We start from the raw sequence: 21,530 nt of genomic DNA, 5'->3' as shown, positions 1-21,530 counted from the left end.
CGGCCGGAAAACAGAACACCCCTGGTTTCTGGATTACCCGCCCACCGTGTACACTATGTCAAGTCCCCCGCGCCCGTGGCGGAATTGGCAGACGCGCTAGATTTAGGTTCTAGTGTCTTATGACGTGTGAGTTCAAGTCTCACCGGGCGCACCATAGGCGCCGTCGACCCTCGTGGTCGGCGGCGTTTTCGCATATCATCGTCCGCATTTCACCCTAAGATGGGCATTATGAAAAAGCTGTTTTCCACCCTTATCGCTGTCATTCTCATCGCCGCCCTGGCGGTAGCTGCGGTGGTGGTGTGGCAAGTCCGGGAACCGGTGGACGTGGAGACCGAATCGAGCAATACCAAGGTCATCAAGGCCGTGGAGCGCGAGGAACAAGTGGTGCTCGTCTCCTTGGGGATTGAGGGATTATCGGAGGAGTCCGCCACCAGCACGCTGTGGAATTGGCAGGTCCCAGGCAGTGAGCGTACCCAATACATCAAGTATTCCTACCGCGCGAAGCTCGGCATTGAAGGATCCCAGGTGCACGTAGAAGAGGAATCCCCGCACCACTTCCGCGTGCAGATCCCAGAGTTCATTTTCATTGGCCACTCGGATGAGAACTTCGAAACCGCGGTGGAAGATAATGGCGCGCTGAGCTGGATTACCCCGGATATCGATAAAGCGGAAACCATCACCAAGATTCTGGATGAGGATAAAAAGAAAAAGGACATCGCGGATAATCGCGATGTCCTCCAAAGCCAGGCCAAGCAGTTCTACACCGGCATTATTTCCGGCGTGGACCCGGAGGCTGAGGTAGATTTTTCCTTCCGTTAGCTAGTCCACCTCGGTGAACTTGCGGTCCCAGGAAGAGCGGACCGGGTTGGCATCGGCTAGCAAGATATCGAAGCGGTCGTTGGCAATCTCTACGATCTCACCCATTGCGGTGCGGTACTCCTGCTCCGGGGAGTTGGCCAAGCGGCGCACACCGGCATCAATGACGCGGTCAACGGTGTCATTGGTATCCAGATAAGCCACAAAGGGCATATCGAAGCGCTCGCGGTAGGCGGCGGAAAGCTCGGTAATGCGCTCGGTCTGCACATCATCCAAGTCGGTTAGCCCCAAGGAGCCGCGGTCGGCGGAGATGGTGGCGGCTTCGTCGGCGTCGGCAAGCAGCAGCTCATCCATGGCAGGGTAATCGTGGATGAGGGCAGCACGGCGGGAATCATCCGCGGTCAGCACGGCTACCTGAATGGCGGCGCGCAGCTCATTGACATCGCTGAAAGGCCGCGACTCCCACGCCAGTTCGAGCGGCCACGTCTCGTTATTGAACAGCGGGCGCAGCGCGGAGACGAATTCCTCGCGGGAGGCATTGTTGAGCTGCTGTAGGCTTACGCTCTTGCCGACGGCCCGAGACACCTGCGTGCCCTGCTTTCCCCCGGTGTGGAAGAACAGCAGGTTAAGCACGATGGCGGTAATGGCGCCGATGGACATGCCGGAGGAGACGAAGGTTTGCGCCCACTCCGGGAAGGCCGTGGCGATATCCGGCTTGAAGGTCACCAGCATGGCCAAGCCGAGCGCGGAAGTGACGATGACGGAATTGCGGCCATCGGAAAGATCGGCCTTGGCGATGGTCTGTAGGCCCACCCACGCTACGTTGGCGAAAAGCGCCAGGGAGGCGCCGCCAAGCACAGGGGACGGGATGGCGGCCACGACCGCACCGGCCTTGGGTAAAATGCCCAATACCATCATGAATCCGGCGGCAGCCACGGCCACCCAGCGCGATTTCACGCTGGTCAGGCGGACCAGACCGACGTTTTGTGCAAAGCAGGTATACGGGAAGGAATTCATTACGCCGCCCACCAGGGTGGACAGGCCATCGGCGCGGATGGCGCGCACGACATCATCGCGACGGATGCGCTTTTTGACAATCTCGCCGGTGGCAAAGACATCGCCAGTGGTCTCCACCATGGTGATGATCATGACAATGATGAGCGAGAAAATAGCCACCACGTCGAACTTTGGCATGCCGAAGTAGAACGGGGTGGTGATACCGAGAGCGGGGGCGGAGGAGACTTCGCTAAAGGAGGCGTCGCCTAGCACGAGCGCCACGCCCGTACCCAAGACTAGGCCGATGAGCACGGCCAGGGTGCCTAGGAAGCCAGAGGAAAAACGCTGCACCAAAACGATGACCGCGAGCGTGCCAAAACCGTAGAGCAGGTCACGGGTGGCTGGAACTCCCTCGGCGTAATTGACAAAGTCATTGGCCGAAACCCCCAATAGTGAAGTGCCCATCACCAGCAGGACCGAACCGGTGACCACCGGCGGGAAGAAACGCAGCACTTTGCCAAAGACCGGCGCCGCGAAGAAAGTAAACAGGCCGGCGACGATGATGGCGCCATAAATGGTCGGCAGCGAGGCCACCCCGCCTTCGCCGTCGGTTGCGCCCAGGCCAATGGCAATAATCGGGGAGACGGCCGTAGTGGTTACGCCCTGCACGATGGGCAGGCGCACGCCAATGCGCTTGCCGACGCCCATAGACTGAATGATCGTTGCTATGCCACAGGTCAAAAGGTCCGCATTGATGAGGTGGATGGTGGTTTCCGCATCCAGGTTAAGCGAGCCGGCGATGAGCAGCGGAACGATAACCGCCCCGGCATAAAAGGCCAATACGTGCTGCACGCCTAAGGCAGCTAATTTGGGGGCGGGTGGGACGGTATCTACTGGATGCTTGGGCTGGGAAGCCACGAAGTCCTCCTTTGTGCGGAAGCGAAGCTGAACGGGTTTAACAGTAGAGGTTCGTGCAGGTAGCGGCCAAAAAATCGGGGTGATGAGGAACACGTTCGGGGCTAGTTCACCCCCGATCTAAGACGTACGTGCGTTCTGCATGAAATCACTAACCAGCGAAACAACACGACCGGTTTATATTTAGCCTTTCCAACGTCTGCTGAACTTGTTATTACCGCTGATGTAGTCAACAATTGAGGCCAGAGGGGCTTGGTGCTGTGGCTCGAAAAAGCGGCATTTACCCCTGATAGAAATTCGCCCGAAAGAAGGGAATTATGACTACCGCAACGCAGCCTCAACAGTTTGAAGCGTGGAAGGGATTTGAGTCCGGTCCATGGACCGAGGGCATCAACGTCCGCGACTTCATTCAGCGTAACTACACGCCGTACGACGGCGATTCCAGCTTCCTGGCGGGCCCGACCGAAAAGACCAAGCGCGTCTGGGAGACCCTGGAGAAGAACTACCTGTCCGTCGAGCGCGAAAAGCGCGTCTACGATGTTGACACCCACACCCCGACCGACATTGACGCTTTCCCGGCCGGCTATATCTCAGAGGACGACGACGTTATCGTCGGTCTGCAGACCGATACCCCGCTGAAGCGCGCCATGATGCCGTTCGGTGGCTGGCGCATGGTCAAGCAGGCCATCGGCGAAGCAGGCAAGGAAGTCGACCCTGAGGTGGAGAAGATCTTCACCCGTTACCGCAAGACCCACAACGATGCGGTCTTCGATATCTACACCCCGCGCATCCGTGCTGCTCGTTCATCACACATCATCACCGGTCTGCCGGATGCATACGGCCGTGGCCGCATTATCGGTGACTACCGCCGCGTGGCTCTCTACGGTGTGGACTACCTGATCGAGGAAAAGCAGGCTTCCCGCGATTCTGTCGCAGACGCTGGCTTCTCTGAGCACTGGGCACGCTTCCGCGAGGAGCACTCCGAGCAGATCAAGGCCCTGAAGAAGCTCAAGAAGATGGCTGAGTCCTACGGCTTCGACATCTCCAAGCCGGCTAAGACCGCTCATGAGGCAGTACAGTGGACCTACTTCGGCTACCTGGCATCCATTAAGTCCCAGGATGGCGCCGCAATGTCCATCGGCCGCCTGTCCGCCTTCTTCGATTGCTACTTCGAGCGCGACCTCGCCGCTGGCATCATCACCGAGGAAGACGCCCAGGAAATCATCGACTCCCTGGTTCTCAAGCTGCGCATCGTCCGCTTCCTGCGCACCATCGATTATGACCAGATCTTCTCCGGCGACCCGTACTGGGCAACCTGGTCTGACGCTGGCTTCGGCAACGACGGCCGCCACATGGTCACCAAGACCTCCTTCCGTCTGCTGCAGACTCTGGTTAACCTTGGCCCATCACCAGAGCCAAATATCACCATCTTCTGGGATCCAAAGCTGCCAGAGGGCTACAAGGAATTCTGTGCCCACATCTCGATTGAGACCTCCTCCATCCAGTACGAGTCTGACCGCCAGATTCGTGAGCAGTGGGGCGACGACGCCGCAATTGCCTGCTGTGTTTCCCCGATGGAAGTGGGCAAGCAGATGCAGTTCTTCGGTGCTCGTGTGAACGCCGCTAAGGCTCTGCTTTACGCCATCAACGGTGGCCGCGATGAGGTATCCGGTAAGCAGGTCGTAGAAGGCTACGAGCCCATCAAGGGCGATGGCCCGCTGGACTTCGATGAAGTTTGGCAGAAGTACGAAGAGATGCTGGACTGGGTTGTTGGCACCTACGTTGAGGCCCTCAACATCATCCACTACTCTCACGACAAGTACGCCTACGAGGCAGTCGAGATGGCGCTGCACGATTCCAATATCGTACGCTCCATGGGCTGCGGCATCGCCGGCCTGTCCATCGTCGCCGACTCCCTGGCTGCTATCAAGTACGCCAAGGTCACCCCGGTCCGTGACGAGACCGGCCTGATTACGGACTACGTCACCGAGGGCGAGTTCCCGTTCTATGGCAACGACGATGACCGCGCCGATGACATCGCCGCAACCATTGTCCACACCGTGATGGAAAAGATTAAGGCCATCCCGATGTACCGCAATGCCATCCCAACCCAGTCCGTGCTGACCATTACCTCGAACGTGGTCTACGGCAAGGCAACAGGCGCCTTCCCGTCGGGCCACAAGGCCGGCACGCCGTTCTCCCCAGGCGCTAACCCTGAAAACGGTGCCGACAGCCACGGCATGGTTGCTTCCATGCTGTCCGTCGGCAAGCTGGATTACAAGGACGCCTTGGACGGCATCTCGCTGACCAACACCATTACTCCTTCCGGATTGGGCCGCACCCCAGAAGAGCGCATCACTAACCTGGTGGGCGTTCTGGATGCCGGCTTCATCATGGAGAAGTAAAAACCACCACCCGAAACCATCCCCGAAAAGGAGAAAATCATGGCAACCCCAACTTTCGAAGACCGTATGTCAGCAATGAAGGCAAACCGCGATGCACACCAGATGAACTCTGGTCTGTACCACGCAAACATCAACGTGCTGGACAAGTCCACCCTTGAGGACGCCGTTGAGCACCCAGAGAAGTACCCGAACCTCACCGTTCGCGTCTCTGGCTACGCTGTTAACTTTGTCAAGCTGACCAAGGAGCAGCAGCTCGACGTTATCTCCCGCACCTTCCACCAGGGTTCTTAATCATGGCTGATGGCGTTACTGGTGTTGTCACCCTCTCTCCGGAAGAAGGAGAGCGTGTCCGCGGCGTAGCTGCGGGCCTGGGAGATAATGCACAACTCGATGACATTACCCGCCCGGAGCTCATGGAGGCGCGCCGTACCGGCGATATCGCCCTCGTGCACTCTTGGGAGCTCGTGACCGCCGTCGATGGCCCGGGAACCCGCATGACGATGTTCATGTCCGGATGCCCACTGCGCTGCCAGTACTGCCATAATCCAGACACCTGGGAGATGAAGACCGGCACACTAGAGCGGGTCGAGGATGTGGTCAAGCGCATCAAGCGCTATAAGCCCATCTTCCAAGCTTCCGGTGGCGGTCTGACCATCTCCGGTGGCGAACCCCTCTTCCAGATTTCCTTCACGCGCCGCGTGCTTAAGGAAGTCCACGATGCGGGTATTCACACCACCATCGATACGGCTGGGTACTTGGGCTCGCGCTTGCGGGACGAAGACCTGGACAATATCGACCTCGTGCTTCTCGACGTCAAGTCGGGCGACGAGGAGACTTACCGCAAGGTCACCCAACGCCAGCTCCAGCCAACACTGGATTTCGGCGACAGGTTGAACAAGATAGGTAAGCCGGTATGGATCCGCTTCGTAGTGGTGCCTGACCTCACGGACTCGCCAGAGAACGTGGAAAATGTGGCCAATATCGTGGCTCGATGGAAATCTAATGTCGAACGCGTCGAGGTCTTGCCCTTCCACAATATGGGCAAGGACAAGTGGGAAGGTCTAGATATGACCTACCAGTTGGCAGACACGAAGCCGCCAAAGCCGGAGGACGTGGAGAAAATCCGCGACGTCTTCCGCTCGAAGGGCTTGGAAGTCTACTAGCCTGGGAGGGCTTGACCGACTACCGCCGCTTTGGCCACACAATTAAAGAGCACCACCTTGAAGTCCCGTGGGATTATTCCAATGCCCACGGGACTTTTGGGCTTTATGCCCGCGAAATTATCCCGCCCGGCGGAGAGGGCCTGCCCGCGTTGCTTTACCTCCAGGGCGGGCCTGGTTTCCCAGCACCCCGGCCGCTGGCGCCCACGGGGCTTATTGGCAAGGCACTGGAGCGGTACCGCGTGATCCTCATGGACCAGCGCGGCACCGGCCGATCGCACCGCATCGATGCACTAAGCCCGGCCGCGGAGCGCACCGCAGCGCACTTGTCGTTGCTGCGCCAAGATAATATCGTTCGCGACGCCGAGCGCCTGCGCGAGCACCTCGGCATGGAGAAGTGGTCGCTATTCGGCCAATCCTTCGGCGGCTTTTGCATTACCGCCTACCTGTCCCAGGCCCCCGAACACGTCGAGCATGCATTTTTCACCGGTGGCATCCCCACGCTGAAGGGTGCAGACGATCTATACCGCGCCACTTTTAGCAAGCTCAAGGCCCGCCAGCAGCGTTTCTACCGCGAATTCCCGTGGGCCCAGGACCGTATCGAGGAGATCATCTCCCACTTGGACAATTCGGATGAGTGCCTTCCCACCGGAGAGCGTCTGTCCTCGCTGCGGTTTCGCACCATCGGTATTGAGCTCGGCCGCGGCACCGGTTTTGATTCGCTGGCTTATCTGCTGGAAGAGCCTTTCCGCACCGTGGCAGGGGAGAAGCGGCTGCGCGGCGATTTCTTGGTGGACGTCGGCCAGCGCGTGAGCTTTGCAGACGGCCCGCTGTATGCCGCTATCCATGAGTCAATCTATGGCGGCGCCGGTGGGCAGGCCGTTACTCATTGGGCGGCGCATCGTGTGCGCGAGGAATTCCCGGAGTTTGCGGAGTCCGGCACGTGGTTGACTGGCGAGCATATCTTTCCCTGGCAGTTCGACGAGGACCCTGCTCTGCACGCGTTTGCCGACGCCGCCCACGGCCTCGCCCGCCACGAATTCTCCCCGCCCTATGCGCTCGGTGAGGTGCCGACCACGGCCGCGGCCATATATGTCGATGATATTTTCGTTCCGCTCGAAGAATCCTTGGCTACCGCCGCCCACCTGGGGGACCTGCGGCCGTGGATTAGCAACGAGTTCCAGCACAACGGCATTCGCGAAGACGGTGCGACCATCCTGGGCAGGCTTTTTGCGCTTATCGACGATCACTAGCGTTTCGCTATTTCCTATGCGAAAATATTGGTGATTGTCACGACATTTAGGGAGATATTTTGATCGCCACCATAGTTATAGTCCTCATCCTGTTGCTTATCTTGGGAACCCTCTTTGATGGCTATTTCATCGTTCGCACTCGCGAAGCTGCCATCTTGGAGCGCTTGGGTAAATTCCAAAAGGTGGCGCATGCTGGCCTGCACTTCAAGATGCCGTGGGTAGACCGCGTACGCGATAAAATTTCGCTGCAGGTGCGCCAGCTGGATGTGATGGTGGAGACCAAGACCAAGGACAATGTCTTCGTCCAGATCCCTGTGGCCGTGCAATACGAGGTAGTTGAAGGCCGAGAGCGCGAGGCATATTACATGCTCTCCAACCACGAACAGCAGATTGTGGCCTACGTGCAGGATAATGTTCGCTCCTCCGTGGCGAATATGGACCTGGATGATTCCTTCTCCTCCAAGGACACCATTGCTCGCAATGTTGCGGCTTCCCTGCGCGATAATATGGCCGAGTACGGCTGGAACTTTGTCAACACCCTGGTTACCGATATCCGCCCTGATTCCCGCGTACGCGAGTCCATGAACTCCATTAACGCGGCGCAGCGTGAGCGTGAAGCGGCCGTCGCCCAAGCAGAGGCCGAGAAGATCCGCGTGGTCAAAGAGGCCGAGGGTGCTGCCGAAGCAAAGAAGCTGCAGGGACGCGGCGTTGCGGACCAGCGCAAGGAAATCGTCGAGGGCATTGCCCAGCAATACGAAATGCTTCGCGACGCCGGCGTGGAAGAATCCCCCGAGGCGCTCATGCTGGTCTCTCAATACCTCGACGCGATGGTCGATGTCTCCCACAACGGCCAGGCCTCTGTGCTGTACATGCCCTCCAACCCGCAGGGCATGGGTGAGCTCTTTAGCGGCATGCGCGACGTGCTCATGGCCAACCGCGCCCTCGACTCCGCCGAGGGGGCGCCTCAGCACCGCCGCCCGCAGCCGCACAAGCCATCCCGCGCCGAGGAAATCGAGCGCGAGTCCAAGCATCAGGCAGAGCGTGCCAAGCGCGAAGCCATCGCTGCCTCCCAGCGTGCTGAGCAGGAGCGCTCCGAGCAAAATCGCGGTGAGCAAGAGTCGCAGCAGGGTCAGCACCCCACCGCGCAGCCCCAGGCTGCTCGCGAGTACTTCCAGCAGCTGCGCGACCAACTCAAAAACGAGGACTAGCCCTGAGCATCGATAACCTCTTTGACGCCTATACCGCCCAGCGCGGTATTACCCGCCGCGCAGAAGTTGTACCCGACCACGAGTGCCAGATTTTCCCCGCCGAGACCAGGGCTGCCTCACAAGTCGATGCCTTAAACGCTGCCCGAAGCCTCGTTCACGACGTCCTTTCTTCCGACCAAGAGCATGAGCCCCAGCGCGACGGGGACAATTCCGACAACAAGTAGGTAGGTCCGCTCCGCACCCGCCGAGGAAGGGTCATACAGCGTCGACAGCGTTCCCGCTAGCGAGGTTCCAATGGCCATGGTGAGAAAATACAGCGCGGAAAAGCGCGTCGCGTACGCTCGCGGCGCGTGCGCGGCCGATGCCGCCATGCCCACCGGCCCGATGAATAGCTCGCCGAGCGACATCAACAAGATGGTCATGGCCAACACCACAAATGGCGTTGAATTTTCTCCGCCCCCGACGAACGGCAACAGCACAAACATTCCGGAACCTGCCACCATGATGCCTACGGCCATCAGCACACGCCGCGAGCATGCCCACCGAGACATGCTCGCCGCCAGCGGTAGGGACAAAACCAGGATGAACAGTGGATTGAGTGATTGCGTCCATGCCGCCGGAATCTCAAACCCGCCGACCATGCGGTCTACACGTTGATCCGAGTACACGGCTAGCACCCCGTAAATCTGCGGCTGGAGAGTCCAGTAGGCCGTCGAGCAGAAAAAGAGCGGGATATACGCCAGAACCTGCTTCCGCTCCGGCACGCTGACCCGCGGGGATCGCAGCATGCTGGCGAAGAGGGTGAGGGCGGCCGCGAACGTCGCAAAGAGCAAAAGCATAGCCAGCTTGTCTGGTGGAACCGTCACCGCGACCGCGACGCTGCCCACTACAGCCACCACAGCTACCGCCGCGGCCTTGCCTGGCGCGGCAGTAGGGTTGGGAGGCCGGGTGTCGAACTCCGTGACTACCCGCTGGCGCAATAACCCGTAGAAGACACACCCGCAGCACATGAGGCCTGCGGCTGCGAGGAAACCGGCATGGTAGCCGTGCTTTTGTGCCAGCCAGCCCGTGAGCATCGGTCCGAGTAAGGCACCGATATTTATTCCCAGGTAAAAGATTTGAAAAGCTCCATCCCGTGCGCCGGCCGTGGGTGGAAAAGCCTCGCCCAGAATGGTAATTGCCGCCGTTTTAAGCAGCCCTGAACCCAGCGCAAGCGGCAACAGTCCGGCCACGAGGCCCGCCATACCAGGCACCAAGGACAGCGAAAGGTGCCCGCACATGAGCAGACTCGCGCCGGCAAGCAACGTGCGTTCGGCACCTAGGAGCCGGTCGCTGACCCACCCGCCCACGAACGTGCACAGGTAGAGCAGACTGCCGTACGCGCCGACGAGCGCTGTGGCTTGCGCTTGGTCCATGCCGAGTCCGCCGGAGGTGGAATAGAGGTAGTAGGCGAGGATGGCCTGCATGCCGTAGAAGCTAAAGCGCTCCCACATTTCAATTCCGGCGATAGCCGGCAAAGCCACCGGTAAACGCCGAATTGAACGATGTTTAATAATTGTCATAAAAGCACTATAACGACCGAAAGTCTGTGATAAACCTAAAATCATGGATATTTCAGCGGAGGACATTGCCACTCTCGACGCACGCCACATTTGGCACCCCTACGCCGAGCCAGGCGAGCCCACGCTTGTGGTGGACTCGGCCGCCGGCGTTTATTTAACACTCGCGGATGGCACCACGCTTATCGACGCCATGTCTTCCTGGTGGGCCGCCGCCCACGGCCACGGCCACCCGCGGCTCAAGGCGGCAGCGAACGAACAAATCGAGAGGATGAGCCACGTCATGTTCGGCGGACTCACCCACGAACCGGCTGCGCGGCTTACTCGTAACCTCATGGAATTAACGCGTGGTGATTTTGAGCAGGTCTTTTATTCCGATTCCGGATCTGTATCGGTAGAAGTAGCCATCAAAATGGCACTGCAGTATGCCCGTGGCGCAGGGCACCCAGAGCGCACCAAGATGCTGACGTGGAGATCGGGGTATCACGGCGATACCTTCGCGGCGATGAGCGTGTGCGATCCCGAAGGCGGCATGCACTCGATGTGGATCGGTACCTTAGCGCAGCAGATTTTTGCCCCGGCGCCGCCTACTCGCGGGGCTAGCCCGGCCGAGCGCGCGAATTATCTGCGCGAGCTGGAAGCGTGCATCACGGAAGAAGTTGCGGGGCTAATTATTGAACCTGTAGTCCAAGGCGCGGGTGGCATGCGCTTTCACGACCACGAGCTGGTCCGCGGGGCCCGAGAAATCTGCGACCGCCACGGTATCGTGCTCATCGCGGACGAAATCGCCACCGGGTTCGGCCGCACAGGTGAACTCTTTGCCACCCAAGCCGCTGGCGTTGTGCCAGATATCATGTGCGTTGGCAAGGCGATGACCGGCGGTTTTATGACCATGGCTGCCACGCTCGCCACCGCGAAGGTGGCCGAGGGGATGAGTCCGCGCGCGCTGATGCACGGACCAACATTTATGGCTAATCCACTCGCTTGTGCCGTTTCGGCCGAGGCAACTGCGCTCATTTTGGAGGGCAATTGGCGCGAGCAGGTAGCCGGCATCGAAAAGCAGCTGCAACGAGGGTTTGAGGGCCTGTCCGAGGAACCTGGGGTAGCCGACGTGCGCGTACTTGGCGCCATAGGTGTGGTGGAAATGGAATGCGATGTAAATATGTCCGCAGCGACGGCCGCAGCCGTAGCCCAAGGTGTGTGGTTACGTCCGTTCGGCCGGTTGATTTATATCATGCCGCCGTTTATCAGCACCGCAGATGAAATAGCGCAAATGTGCCGCGGCGTGCGCGCTGCGGTGGCAGGAGGACGACAGTGATAATTTACGTGACGGGGACGAATACTGACGTCGGTAAGACTGTGGCCACGGCCGCGCTCGCCAGCGCGTTCAAGCAACGCGGCCGCGAGGTCATCTACGCCAAACCGCTGCAGACGGGAGAGCCGGAGGGGAAGGGGGATGCGGCGACCGTCGGCAAGCTGGCGGGGGTGGAGGTAGCAGAGATGGTGCGCTTTCCGGAGCCACTGGCGCCGAATCTTTCTGCGCGCCGGGCCGGCATGGGCCAACCCAGCCTGCAGGAACTTAAAGAATGGATTGCCGCCCTTGACGCACCCGGCCGTGTGGTGCTCGTGGAAGGCGCCGGCGGGCTCCTCGTGCGTTTAACGGACGCCTATACGCTTGCCGACGTCGCCGATAAGCTCCTCATCGTCACCTCCCTTAACCTAGGAAGCCTCAACGCGGCCGAGCTGACCGTGCGCGAGGCACAACGCCGTGGAATTGAGGTGCTCGGGCTAGTTGGCGGCTCGCTGCCGGCCGATCCGGACTTGGCTACGCGCCTGAACCTGGAGGAGATGCCGGAGGTGACAGGCTGTACGTTGTGGGGCAGCCTGCCGGAGGGCATGGCGCGCATGGCACCGGCCGAATTCGCGCGGGTAGCCGCGGAAGTCTACGCGGACTTTGTCGAGCACGCCGAGTAGCGCTACCTCGCAGAGGCAGCGCTAGCGGACCCAACGAACCTTGCCATTGACTCGGGCAAGGCGTCCACGCAGCGGCGGGGCATTCGGATCATCTTGGTTGACCCCGTTGTGATACGGGCAGCACACGGTGAGGTTGTCCATATTGGTCAGTCCTCCGTGCTTCCAAGCCTTCAGGTGATGGATCTGGGCCTTGTCCGCCGGGTGGTTGCACGGCGGCCACGGGCAGGTAGGGTTTTCGGCCGCGGCCATCTGCCGCTGTTTCTCGGTGGCGTAGCGCGAGGTGCGATACAGGTTGACGGGGCCTTTAACGGGATGGATAAGGGTGGCTAGTCCGTGCTCGGTGAAAGTACGCTCGACCAACTCGGCACCGGTAATGGTGGCGCCATTAGTCAGCCGCAGGGTGACTTCTTCACCGTCGCCGTCCAAGATGCGGTCCAGCGCGTTGAGCGGGATGATGACGTTGGTTGTGGTGCGCGCGGAAGGGGCGCCCGAGCCGCGAAGGAGATCGCGCAGGGAATCGAGTGGGCGCGCGGGGTCGAGCGCGGCGTCAAACTCCGCGAGGAAGGCAGAGGGGGCGGTAATCCGCATGGTCCAGGGGCCATTCGGGCGGCGAAGGAGCTGCACCCCTTCGCGGGGCGGCGAGCGGCGCGGGCGGAGGTCGCGGAGGCGTTGCTTGGCGCGGCGGGCGATTTCAGAGGCGGGGCCTCGCAGGCGGCACAGCTCTACCCGCAAGTTCCACGCATCGCGCTGTGTGCGCACGCGGGAGACATATTTTTCAATCAGCTTGAGCGTTATGAGGTCATGGTGGCGAGCGGCCGTGGTGGCGTGGCGTTGCTTCCGGCTGAAGCGCGTTGGGCCGAAATAAACCGCGGCAAGCGCGCGGACGTCGCGGGCTTCTACATCGGGTAGGCCCAGCTCGATGAGGGCGCGCTCAGACATGCCGCGGGCCTCGGCGAGGATATCCATCGCCGAGGCTATGTGGGAGGCATAAGCCTTCAGTGCGCTCATGGCCGCAACTCTAAACAGGACTGGCAGTAGAGCTGAGTCGTAGACGGCCGCAGCTGTGGATAGCTTGTTTAAGTGTCAACTGCCTGCGGTGGGCGGAAGTGGCACAAAGGCGCGAAACGAGCGCGCTTTAGATCGCTACCACCGTGCTAGAAAGGCCCCCGGATCGCGCGCAGTTGCGCAATTGCACCGTACGGCCAGGCTGTGGATAAGGAGACCGGCCCGGTCAATGCGTTCGTCACTGCGCTGGACGACGCCGCGCTAGCTTAGGCCCTTCATCACGCGGGCGACGTGGCCGGTGGCCTTGACATTGTAGTGCGTCTGGCCGATGGTGCCGTCCGGCTCGACCAAGAAGGTGGAGCGGATGACGCCCTGGACGACCTTGCCGTAATTCTTCTTCTCGCCAAAGGCACCGTAGGCGGTCATAACGGACTTATCCGGATCCGACAGGAGCGGGAAGTTCAGCTCATGGTCCGCGCGGAATTTTGCCAGCGCCTCTGGCTTATCGGGAGAGATGCCTACGACGGCAATATTGAGATCATTGAGCTGCTCCAAGGAATCACGGAAATCGCAGGCCTCCTTGGTGCAGCCCGGGGTATTGGCGCGGGGGTAGAAATAGACGAGTACGCGTTGGCCTGCGTAATCGGCGAGGGAAACGGTGTTTCCGGCGTCGTCGGCGAGCGCAAAGGCAGGGGCGGTATCTCCAACGTTCAATCGGTTTTCAGTCATGGTTCCCACCATACTTACCGGCCGGGCTGCACGCTTTTGCACCGGCGGGGTAGAATGATCCCGTTAAGAGCGAACCTAAGTTAAGAGGAGAACTTCGTGGCACGCAATATTGAAGACATTCAACGCGATATCGAGCGCACTCGCCGCCAGCTGGCCGGCACCCTGGACGAGCTTGCGCAGCGCAGCAAGCCGCAGAACTTTGCCAACGAGGCCAAGACCGCGGCTACCGATAAGCTGCAGGACCGCAACGTGCAGATGGCCCTTGGCGGCGTCGGCGCCGCTGTGGTTGGACTAATTGCTTTCTCGATCTTCCGTTCTCGCCGCCGCAAGAGCGACTTGAAGGAGCTGCAGCGCCTGCTGTCCGAGCGCCACTAATTACTAATTAAGGAAGTCCCCGCACACCGCGGGGACTTTTTTCGTAGGCTGGGTTGGGATGAAGACACCAATCCCTTTTTATTTGCAGGAAATCCTCAATAAGGTGCGCGATAATCGCGACGGCACCGTGGCGGATTATATTCCGGAGTTGGCTAAGGCGGAGCCCGAGTACCTCGGCGCCGCGATGTGCACCACCACCGGCCACGTATATTCCGCGGGCGATGATGAGGTGGAATTTACCCTGCAATCCCTGTCTAAACCGTTTGTTTACGCACTGGCGCTGCAGGAGCTCGGCCTTTCCGCGGTGCGCGAGATAGTGGGCATGGAGCCTTCGGGGGAGGCTTTCAATGAGCTTTCGCTCAACCGCGATGACCACCGGCCGGTCAACCCCATGATCAATGCGGGCGCGATTGCGGTCACGCAGTTGATTAATGGCGTGGATTCGGAGCCGGCCGCGCGCGTGGAGCGGCTGCGCACCTATTTCTCCCGGTTGGCAGGCCGCGACTTGCTTATCGACGACGCCATGCGCTCCTCCGAGCTCGATGTCAGCGAACGCAACCTTTCGCTAGCGCACATGCTGCGCAATTACGACATCATCCAGGACGAGGCACACGATGCGGTCTCGACGTATATCGAGCAGTGTTCGATTGTGGTGACGGTGCGGGACTTGGCCGTGATGTCGGCAACTCTGGCCAATGGTGGGGTGCAGCCGGTAACGGGAGACAAGATTTTGGATGCGGACGTGTGCCGACTGACGCTGTCAGTGATGAGCTCGGCCGGCATGTATGACGGCGCCGGCCGGTGGATGGCCGAGGTGGGAATCCCGGCGAAGTCGGGTGTTTCAGGTGGCCTCTTGGGTACTCTGCCTGGCCAGCTGGGTGTGGCGACGTTCTCGCCGCGGCTGAACAAGGAGGGCAACTCGGTGCGCGGGGTGGATGCGTTTAAGTTGTTGTCGAAGGATATGGGCCTGCACCTAATGTCTACGGATGAGCGCTATGGCGTGAACCCAGTGCGCAAGGTGGAGCAGGATGCCGAGCTGACCGTCATCTATCTGCAGGGCCTGATTAACTTCAACGCGGCCGAGACCATCTTGTACGAGCTGATGGAGTCGGATTTTGGCGAAGGCACGGTGGTGCTCGAGCTATCGCATATCACCGGTACGAACCGCATGGGCCGGCGCATGCTGAAAGAGGGGCTGCGCCGAATTCGCGAGTCCGGCTTCGATATTGCGATTGTGGATCCGGATGGAGAGTTGGAAAACCGCACCATGGCGGACGGAACTGAGGTGCCCAAGGGAGAGCCGGAAGACTACACGATCAACGGCGAACCCGTTTAGGTTTGGGTTACCTTACTTAGTCAGGTTAGGATGTCCTATGTAAGGCCCATCGCGGCTGCTGCGAGGGCATCCAACAACCAAGGACTAAAAATGGCTCATACCCCCTTCAAGGTGATGGCGGTTGTGGCGGCATCGGCAACCGCACTCGTCGGCTGTGGCGCAGCTGAGGAAGTAACTGGCGGCTCCAGTGGCGATGCCGAGTTCTCCTTCACCGATATCACCGGCCGTGACGTGGAACTGGATAACGCTCCCGATCGCGTGATTTTGGGGGAGGGCCGATCGATTTTTGCCACCGGTGTACTCGACCCCGATAATCCACTGGACAAGGTCGTTGGCATCGGTACGGATCTCAAGCAGAACGTGCCGGATTACTACGCGGCGCTGGAAAAAGAACTGCCGTCCGTAAACGAGGTTCCAGAGATCGGCGGCTTTGCCAAGGGCGATGTCACCGTAGAAAAACTCGTGAGCCTAGACCCGGACCTCATTGTGCTCTCGCTGGATCAATACGATGCCTCCCGCGAAGCTGGCCTGACCGACAAGATGGACCAGGCTGGTTTGAAGTATGCGGTCACCGACTTCCGCCGCGACCCGCTGGAGAATACGCCTAAGACTATGGACATCTTCGGCGAGATCTTCGGCCAAGAGGAGCGCGCTGAGGAATTCAACGCGGACTGGCAAGAGACGGTGGATCTGGTTGAAGACCGCGCAGAGAAGGTAAAAGATAAACCAAAGACCTTCGTTTGGAGAGCAGCAGGTGTCTCCGATTGCTGCGGTTCGTGGAACGATTCCAATATCTCCCAGCTGGTCAACGCGGCCGGCGGCGAGAATATCGGCGATAAAGTCATTCCGGGCGAGTCCGGCACGATCACTCCGGAAAAGGTCCTTGAATCTGACCCGGACATGGTTATTGCCACCGGTGGCGATTGGTCCGAGATGAAGGACGATGAGGGCCACCCAGTCGGCTATGCGGCAGTCGGTTATGGCATTGATGAAAAGGAAGCCAAGGGCAGCGTCGCCAAGCTGCCGGGCAAGCAGGCCGGCTTCGATAAGCTGCGTGCAGTCAAGGAACACCACCTGCACAGCATGTGGCACCAGTTCTATGATTCGCCGTTTAATTACCTGGCGCTGCTGCAGGTCGCGGAGTGGATTGACCCGGAGGCGTATGCCGATATGGACGTCGCCAAGCAGTGGATGGATGCGCAAGAAAAGTACTCGCCGGTTTCCGGCGAGGGAACCTTCTTTAGCACCAACTAATGGAGGGCGCAGAGGTAGCCGCGCTGGCGCGGCAGCACAAGAAATTAACGTGGCAACGCATCGGCATCGTTGCGGGCCTGACGCTGATTGCGGCCGTGGCCTTTATTATCAGCAACTTTGTGGGCGCGATTGATATCAGCCCGGCCGAGGTCATGAAGGGCATCGTGAATCCCGCGGGGCTGGATGACCAGACGCGCACGGTGCTGTGGCAGCTGCGCCTGCCCATGGCCGTGATGGCCGTGCTCATCGGCATGGCCCTGTCTTTGGCTGGCGCGGAGATGCAGACCATCCTCAATAACCCGCTGGCTGAGCCTTTTACCCTCGGCATTTCTGCGGCCGCCGCGTTTGGCGGCGCCACCTCCATCGTGCTCAAGTGGCAGCTGATTGCGCAGCCGCAGTTCAACCTGGCGCTGATGGCGTGGCTTGCTGCCGCGGTGGCTACGGCCATTATTGTTATCGCGGCCGTTATCCGCGGCGCGAAGGCGGAGACCATGGTGCTGTTGGGCATCGGCTTGGTGTTCTTCTTCCAAGCCATGCTGGCGCTCATCCAGTACCAGTCCTCGGCCGAAGCGCTGCAACAGATCGTCTTTTGGTCCATGGGCTCACTTACCCGCGCCAATTGGGCGGCCAACGGCGTACTGGCCGCCGTGCTGATTATCGCCCTGCCCATCCTATGGGCGCTGGGCTGGCGCCTTACTGCCTTGCGGCTTGGCGACGCCCGCGCTACCGCCATGGGCATCAATACCTCCCGTCTGCGCGTTGTAGTGCTCATCGTGGTTTCGCTCGTTGCGGCGACCACCGTGGCCTTTGCAGGCATCATCGGCTTCATTGGCTTGGTGGGCCCGCACATCGCTCGCATGCTGGTGGGCGAGGACCAGCGCTACTTCTTGCCGGCCTCCATGGCGGCGGGCGCGGCCGTGATGTGTGCCGCGCATGCGGTGAGCCTGATGATTAAGCCGGGCCTGGCTATTCCCATTGGCATTGTTACTTCGCTTCTGGGCGTGCCATTCTTCATTGCCATCGTTATGACCCGAAGGAGGGCCCTGTGGACGTAGAACTGACTATTTCCGGGCTGAGTGCGGCCTATGGCAAGCACCGCGTGCTGGAGTCTGTGGATGTGGAAAAACTCCACGGCGGGCAGCTGGTGGGATTGTTGGGGCCGAATGCCTCCGGCAAGACCACGCTCATTAAGTCCCTGGCCGGCGTGCACCGCGGTTGCGACGGAGACGTGGATTTCCGCGTCGATGGCACGGCCCCGCGCGGCAAGCGACGCCGCCAGCTTATCGGCTACGTGCCGCAGGACCTTACGAGCACGGCCGCGCTGCGGGCCTTTGAAGCCGTGCTGATTTCCGCGCGCCGGGAGGCCTGCGAAGACCCGATTACACGCACGGGTGAGGTGCTGCACTCCTTGGGGCTGGACGCGATTGCTTCGCGCTACCTCAATGAGCTCTCTGGTGGCCAGCGTCAGCTTGTGGCGGTGGCACAGATGCTGGTGGGCAATCCAGGCCTCATGCTTCTCGACGAACCCACGTCCGCCCTCGACCTCCATCACCAGATCTTTGTCTTGGATGAGGTCCGTGCCAAAGCGCAGCGCGATGGCAGCCTGGGACTTGTGGCCATCCATGACATCAACCTGGCCGCGCGCATGTGTGACCAGCTGGTGGTGCTTAAAAAGGGTCATATTCGTGCTCAAGGTAGCCCTGCGGACGTTCTCACGGGGGAGCTCGTGGAAGGCGTGTATGGGGTAGAGGCGGACGTCGTCCAGCATGGCGGCGCTCCACTCATTGCCCCGTTGCGGGTGAGATAGCACAAGGCCGGGTAATCGCCCGGCCTATTGTTATTAGTTTTAGTGGTGAGCCATCAGGCATCTGGTTTCTTGGCGCCGTGAGCACATAAGTCATGTGCGGCGCGGTGACAAGGACTGGCTCATAAAAAGAAAAATCTCGAGGTGCCGTTCTAAGAACAACGCCTCGAGATTCGTATTGTGCGCCATCAGGGAATCGAACCCCGAACCCACTGATTAAGAGTCAGTTGCTCTGCCAATTGAGCTAATGGCGCATTGTTGACTTCCTGCCGTGTGGCTCTCTGTGCAACGAGTAGATACTCTAGCAGCCATTCTTTAAAAGTGTAAAATCGCCTGTTCAAAGCGGTTTTTGAAGGGTGTATAACAAATTGGTTAATGCCTGAAGTGGCTTCTGGTAATTGGCGGAGGGAGACGCTAATCTATGTTGGTCTTTGAAAGCAGCAATTACGTGTCTAAGGGCAACTCAGTGAAAAATTCCCTCCCTATCGCGCGCCGTCTCGTAGCGGCCGTGGGCGTTGCGTGCATTTCCCTAGCCGCCGCCTCCTGCTCCTCTGATTCCTCAGCCGAGAATCAGGCTGCCGACCAAGAATCCACCGCCGCCGCACATGCGGATGGAGACAAGGACGGCGGCAAAGAGTCCGACAAAAAGAAAGACGGCCTTGTAGCCTCCGTAAAGGACGGGGCGACGGATGTAGATCCGTCCAAGCCAGTCACCGTGGAGACCACGGGCAAGCTCAAGAGCGTCACCATGACCAATGAAATGGGCGTGGAAGTTAAAGAAAAGCTCTCTAAAGACGCCAAGACGTGGTCTACTGCGGAGGACTTGGGCTATAACCACACTTATTCCATCGTGGCCTCCGATGTAGATGGCAACAAGAAGAATCTCAGTTTTTCCACCCCGCAAGCAGCGGGTGTTGCCGAAGTCTCGCTTACCCCTATTCCGGATTCTGAGGTTGGCGTAGGACAGGTCATTGGTGTGAACTTCGGTGTTCCTATTACGGACCGGAAGGCGGCTGAAAAGACCATTACTGTGAGCACTAACCCCAAAGTGGAAGGTGCTTTCCACTGGGTCAATAACCAGGAGGTGCGCTGGCGTCTGAAGGATTACTGGGAGCCGGGCACTAAGGTTGAAGTAAAGGTGGACCAGTATGGCAAGGACCTAGGTGGGGGAATCTATGGCGGTGAAAACGCCAAGACGAATTTCACCATCGGTGACCGCACGGTGGCCATTATTGATAACGCCACCAAGACGATGAAGGTCTTTAAGAATAAGAAGTTCTTGCGTGCCATCCCGGTCTCGCTTGGCCGCGATTATCAGTACGATACGCCCAATGGCCGCTACGTTATCGGCGATGAGCACCCGCAGCTAGTCATGGACTCGGAGACCTTTGGCCTAGCCCATGACGCGGGCGGCTACCGCACGACCGTGGACTGGGCTACGCAAATGTCTTATTCCGGCATCTATGTCCACTCCGCTCCGTGGTCCGTGTGGGCGCAGGGCAATACCAATACGTCCCACGGTTGCGTCAACGTGACGCCGGAGGCTGCGCAGTGGTTCCAGGAGACGATGAAGCGTGGCGACGTGGTGCGGGTATTCAACACCTACGGCGAGACGCTTAATGCGTTGGACGGTCTCGGTGACTGGAATATGTCCTGGGACGAGTGGTCTAAAGGTAACACGGACGCTAATCAGTAGCGGCTAGGGGCCGCGCAAGGCACAAGCGCATGGCTACAGTGGTGGCCATGCGCTTTTCTGTTTTGGACCGCGGGGCAGCCGGCCCACTGGATCAGGTGGCCGAACACGCCCGGCACGTAGAGAAGTTAGGGTTTCAGCGCTTTCTAGTGGCCGAACATCACGGTGTGCCGGGAATACCAGCGGGGCAGCCGGGGATGCTCGCGGCGCACGTTGCGGCACAGACGCAGCGCATTCGGGTGGGCACGGCCGGCATTATGTTGCTCAATCACCCGCCGTTTCTGGTGGCCGAGCAGATTAATCTCCTCGAGGCGCTGTATCCCGGGCGCATTGATATAGGGATTGGCTCCTCCGTCGGGTTTACCTCGCCGGTGCGAAAGGCGCTGCGCCAGGGGGAACCGGCCGAGGTGAAGCAGCGCTTCAAGGCGGAGCTAGCCACGCTCTTGCGCTACCTGCGCGGCGAAGAGGCGGTGACGGTCAGGCCTGAGTATAGGGGCACCCCGCTCTATGTTTTGGCGGGCTTTCGCTCGGCAATGGTGGCGGCAAAGTTGGGACTTGGTGTCATTCTGGGCGGTCCTGTAGCCACGCAGGAGGCCGCTGCGCGAGTGTATCGCGAACATGCGCTTGCCGACGCCCCGCCTATTATCTCTTCGCTCAATATCGCCGTTGCCGAGACGTCCGCGGCCGCCCGTGATCTCTTGTTGCCGGAAGCCTATGCGAAGGTGCGAGCGCAATCGACCGGCAAGTTCGCGGCCTTGCGGCCGGCGGGCGAGCTGGACATGGATGCCCTCACGGGGCAGCAGCGCCGGCGCATAGAGGAGGCGTTGGCCCATGACGTTTGGGGAACGGTGGAGGAAGTGAGGGAGGAACTAAGGGGCGTCGGCAAGCGGCTAGGCGTTAGTGAGTTTGTGGTCACCGGAGATATGCCAGATATTGCCGGCCGGGCTCGTTCGGAGGAGCTGCTGGCGAGCATGCGGGTTAAGGGTCAAAAAGTGTGTCCGGAATCGCGGATTTTCACGGATTGACCTGTAGGTTTCCGGAAAGTATA

General features: G+C 59.9%; 17 protein-coding genes, 2 tRNA genes and 1 pseudogene. 15 read left to right on the top strand and 5 right to left on the bottom strand.

The features are described 5' to 3' along the window. Positions 1–69: 69 nt before the first annotated feature. Positions 70–154, top strand: a tRNA-Leu gene (locus QP904_RS11020). A gap of 74 nt (positions 155–228) precedes the next feature. After that, positions 229–819, top strand: a complete 591-nt coding sequence (locus QP904_RS11015; RefSeq protein WP_239659062.1) for a hypothetical protein — start codon at positions 229–231, stop codon at positions 817–819. Here the strand turns inward: QP904_RS11015 and pbuX are convergent, their stop codons facing one another. Continuing rightward, positions 820–2,730, bottom strand: a complete 1,911-nt coding sequence (gene pbuX, locus QP904_RS11010; protein ID WP_284836071.1) for a PbuX/PucJ/PucK family nucleobase permease — start codon at positions 2,728–2,730, stop codon at positions 820–822. 314 nt (positions 2,731–3,044) lie between these two features. Between pbuX and pflB the strand changes: the two are divergent. The 4 genes and pseudogenes from pflB to QP904_RS10985 all read left to right on the top strand — a co-directional run bounded on the left by pflB (position 3,045) and on the right by QP904_RS10985 (position 8,753). Beyond that, a pseudogene (gene pflB, locus QP904_RS11005) lies at positions 3,045–5,423 on the top strand (formate C-acetyltransferase). Positions 5,424–5,425: 2 nt separating this feature from the next. Continuing rightward, the gene (gene pflA, locus QP904_RS10995) at positions 5,426–6,295 is read left to right on the top strand and encodes a pyruvate formate-lyase-activating protein (protein WP_023020872.1); all 870 of its coding nucleotides are present in this window, start codon (positions 5,426–5,428) and stop codon (positions 6,293–6,295) included. 11 nt (positions 6,296–6,306) lie between these two features. After that, positions 6,307–7,545 carry an alpha/beta fold hydrolase gene (locus tag QP904_RS10990; protein ID WP_284836069.1) on the top strand — a complete coding sequence of 413 codons (1,239 nt, stop codon included), beginning with the start codon at positions 6,307–6,309 and terminating at the stop codon, positions 7,543–7,545. A 59-nt stretch (positions 7,546–7,604) separates the two neighbouring features. Beyond that, positions 7,605–8,753: an SPFH domain-containing protein gene (locus tag QP904_RS10985; RefSeq protein ID WP_284836068.1), complete on the top strand. Its 1,149-nt coding sequence runs from the start codon at positions 7,605–7,607 to the stop codon at positions 8,751–8,753. Between the two features lie 131 nt (positions 8,754–8,884). On the opposite strand, the gene QP904_RS10980 is transcribed toward QP904_RS10985, so the two are convergent. Continuing rightward, on the bottom strand, positions 8,885–10,315 hold the full coding sequence (locus tag QP904_RS10980; RefSeq protein ID WP_284836067.1) for a peptide MFS transporter: 1,431 nt from the start codon (positions 10,313–10,315) through the stop codon (positions 8,885–8,887). Positions 10,316–10,358: 43 nt separating this feature from the next. Between QP904_RS10980 and bioA the strand changes: the two genes are divergently transcribed. After that, positions 10,359–11,630 carry an adenosylmethionine--8-amino-7-oxononanoate transaminase gene (gene bioA / locus QP904_RS10975; protein ID WP_284836066.1) on the top strand — a complete coding sequence of 424 codons (1,272 nt, stop codon included), beginning with the start codon at positions 10,359–10,361 and terminating at the stop codon, positions 11,628–11,630. Next, the gene (bioD, locus tag QP904_RS10970; RefSeq protein ID WP_239207939.1) at positions 11,627–12,286 is read left to right on the top strand and encodes a dethiobiotin synthase; all 660 of its coding nucleotides are present in this window, start codon (positions 11,627–11,629) and stop codon (positions 12,284–12,286) included. The genes bioA and bioD overlap by 4 nt, the downstream gene beginning before the upstream one ends. A gap of 21 nt (positions 12,287–12,307) precedes the next feature. On the opposite strand, the gene QP904_RS10965 is transcribed toward bioD, so the two are convergent. Together QP904_RS10965 and bcp are read right to left on the bottom strand one after the other, a co-directional pair. Beyond that, positions 12,308–13,294, bottom strand: a complete 987-nt coding sequence (locus QP904_RS10965) for an HNH endonuclease signature motif containing protein (protein WP_200288702.1) — start codon at positions 13,292–13,294, stop codon at positions 12,308–12,310. Between the two features lie 258 nt (positions 13,295–13,552). Beyond that, positions 13,553–14,020, bottom strand: a complete 468-nt coding sequence (bcp, locus tag QP904_RS10960; RefSeq protein WP_005327287.1) for a thioredoxin-dependent thiol peroxidase — start codon at positions 14,018–14,020, stop codon at positions 13,553–13,555. A 96-nt stretch (positions 14,021–14,116) separates the two neighbouring features. Between bcp and QP904_RS10955 the strand changes: the two genes are divergently transcribed. The 5 genes from QP904_RS10955 to QP904_RS10935 all read left to right on the top strand — a co-directional run bounded on the left by QP904_RS10955 (position 14,117) and on the right by QP904_RS10935 (position 18,792). Then, positions 14,117–14,395 carry a DUF3618 domain-containing protein gene (locus QP904_RS10955; protein WP_023020880.1) on the top strand — a complete coding sequence of 93 codons (279 nt, stop codon included), beginning with the start codon at positions 14,117–14,119 and terminating at the stop codon, positions 14,393–14,395. 58 nt (positions 14,396–14,453) lie between these two features. Beyond that, entirely contained in the window at positions 14,454–15,731 is a 1,278-nt protein-coding gene (locus tag QP904_RS10950; protein WP_239204937.1) for a glutaminase, read from the top strand. Positions 15,732–15,821: 90 nt separating this feature from the next. Next, on the top strand, positions 15,822–16,985 hold the full coding sequence (locus QP904_RS10945; protein WP_239207938.1) for an ABC transporter substrate-binding protein: 1,164 nt from the start codon (positions 15,822–15,824) through the stop codon (positions 16,983–16,985). After that, on the top strand, positions 16,985–18,040 hold the full coding sequence (locus tag QP904_RS10940; RefSeq protein ID WP_284836065.1) for a FecCD family ABC transporter permease: 1,056 nt from the start codon (positions 16,985–16,987) through the stop codon (positions 18,038–18,040). Before QP904_RS10945 ends, QP904_RS10940 begins: the two co-directional genes overlap by 1 nt. Continuing rightward, positions 18,031–18,792: an ABC transporter ATP-binding protein gene (locus tag QP904_RS10935; RefSeq protein WP_239204941.1), complete on the top strand. Its 762-nt coding sequence runs from the start codon at positions 18,031–18,033 to the stop codon at positions 18,790–18,792. Before QP904_RS10940 ends, QP904_RS10935 begins: the two co-directional genes overlap by 10 nt. A 178-nt stretch (positions 18,793–18,970) precedes the next feature. On the opposite strand, the gene QP904_RS10930 is transcribed toward QP904_RS10935, so the two are convergent. Beyond that, positions 18,971–19,043, bottom strand: a tRNA-Lys gene (locus tag QP904_RS10930). Positions 19,044–19,213: 170 nt separating this feature from the next. Between QP904_RS10930 and QP904_RS10925 the strand changes: the two genes are divergently transcribed. Together QP904_RS10925 and QP904_RS10920 are read left to right on the top strand one after the other, a co-directional pair. Further along, a complete protein-coding gene (locus QP904_RS10925; protein WP_396130228.1) occupies positions 19,214–20,485 on the top strand; it encodes a L,D-transpeptidase in 1,272 nt (423 codons plus the stop codon). Positions 20,486–20,514: 29 nt separating this feature from the next. Continuing rightward, on the top strand, positions 20,515–21,507 hold the full coding sequence (locus QP904_RS10920; RefSeq protein ID WP_284836063.1) for an MsnO8 family LLM class oxidoreductase: 993 nt from the start codon (positions 20,515–20,517) through the stop codon (positions 21,505–21,507). The last annotated feature ends 23 nt before the right edge of the window (positions 21,508–21,530 follow it).

It is taken from the genome of Corynebacterium nasorum (genome assembly GCF_030229765.1).
GTDB classification, from domain to species: domain Bacteria; phylum Actinomycetota; class Actinomycetes; order Mycobacteriales; family Mycobacteriaceae; genus Corynebacterium; species Corynebacterium kefirresidentii.
Note: the sequence above shows the minus strand (reverse complement) of the source record. Positions and strands in the feature narration are given on the sequence as shown.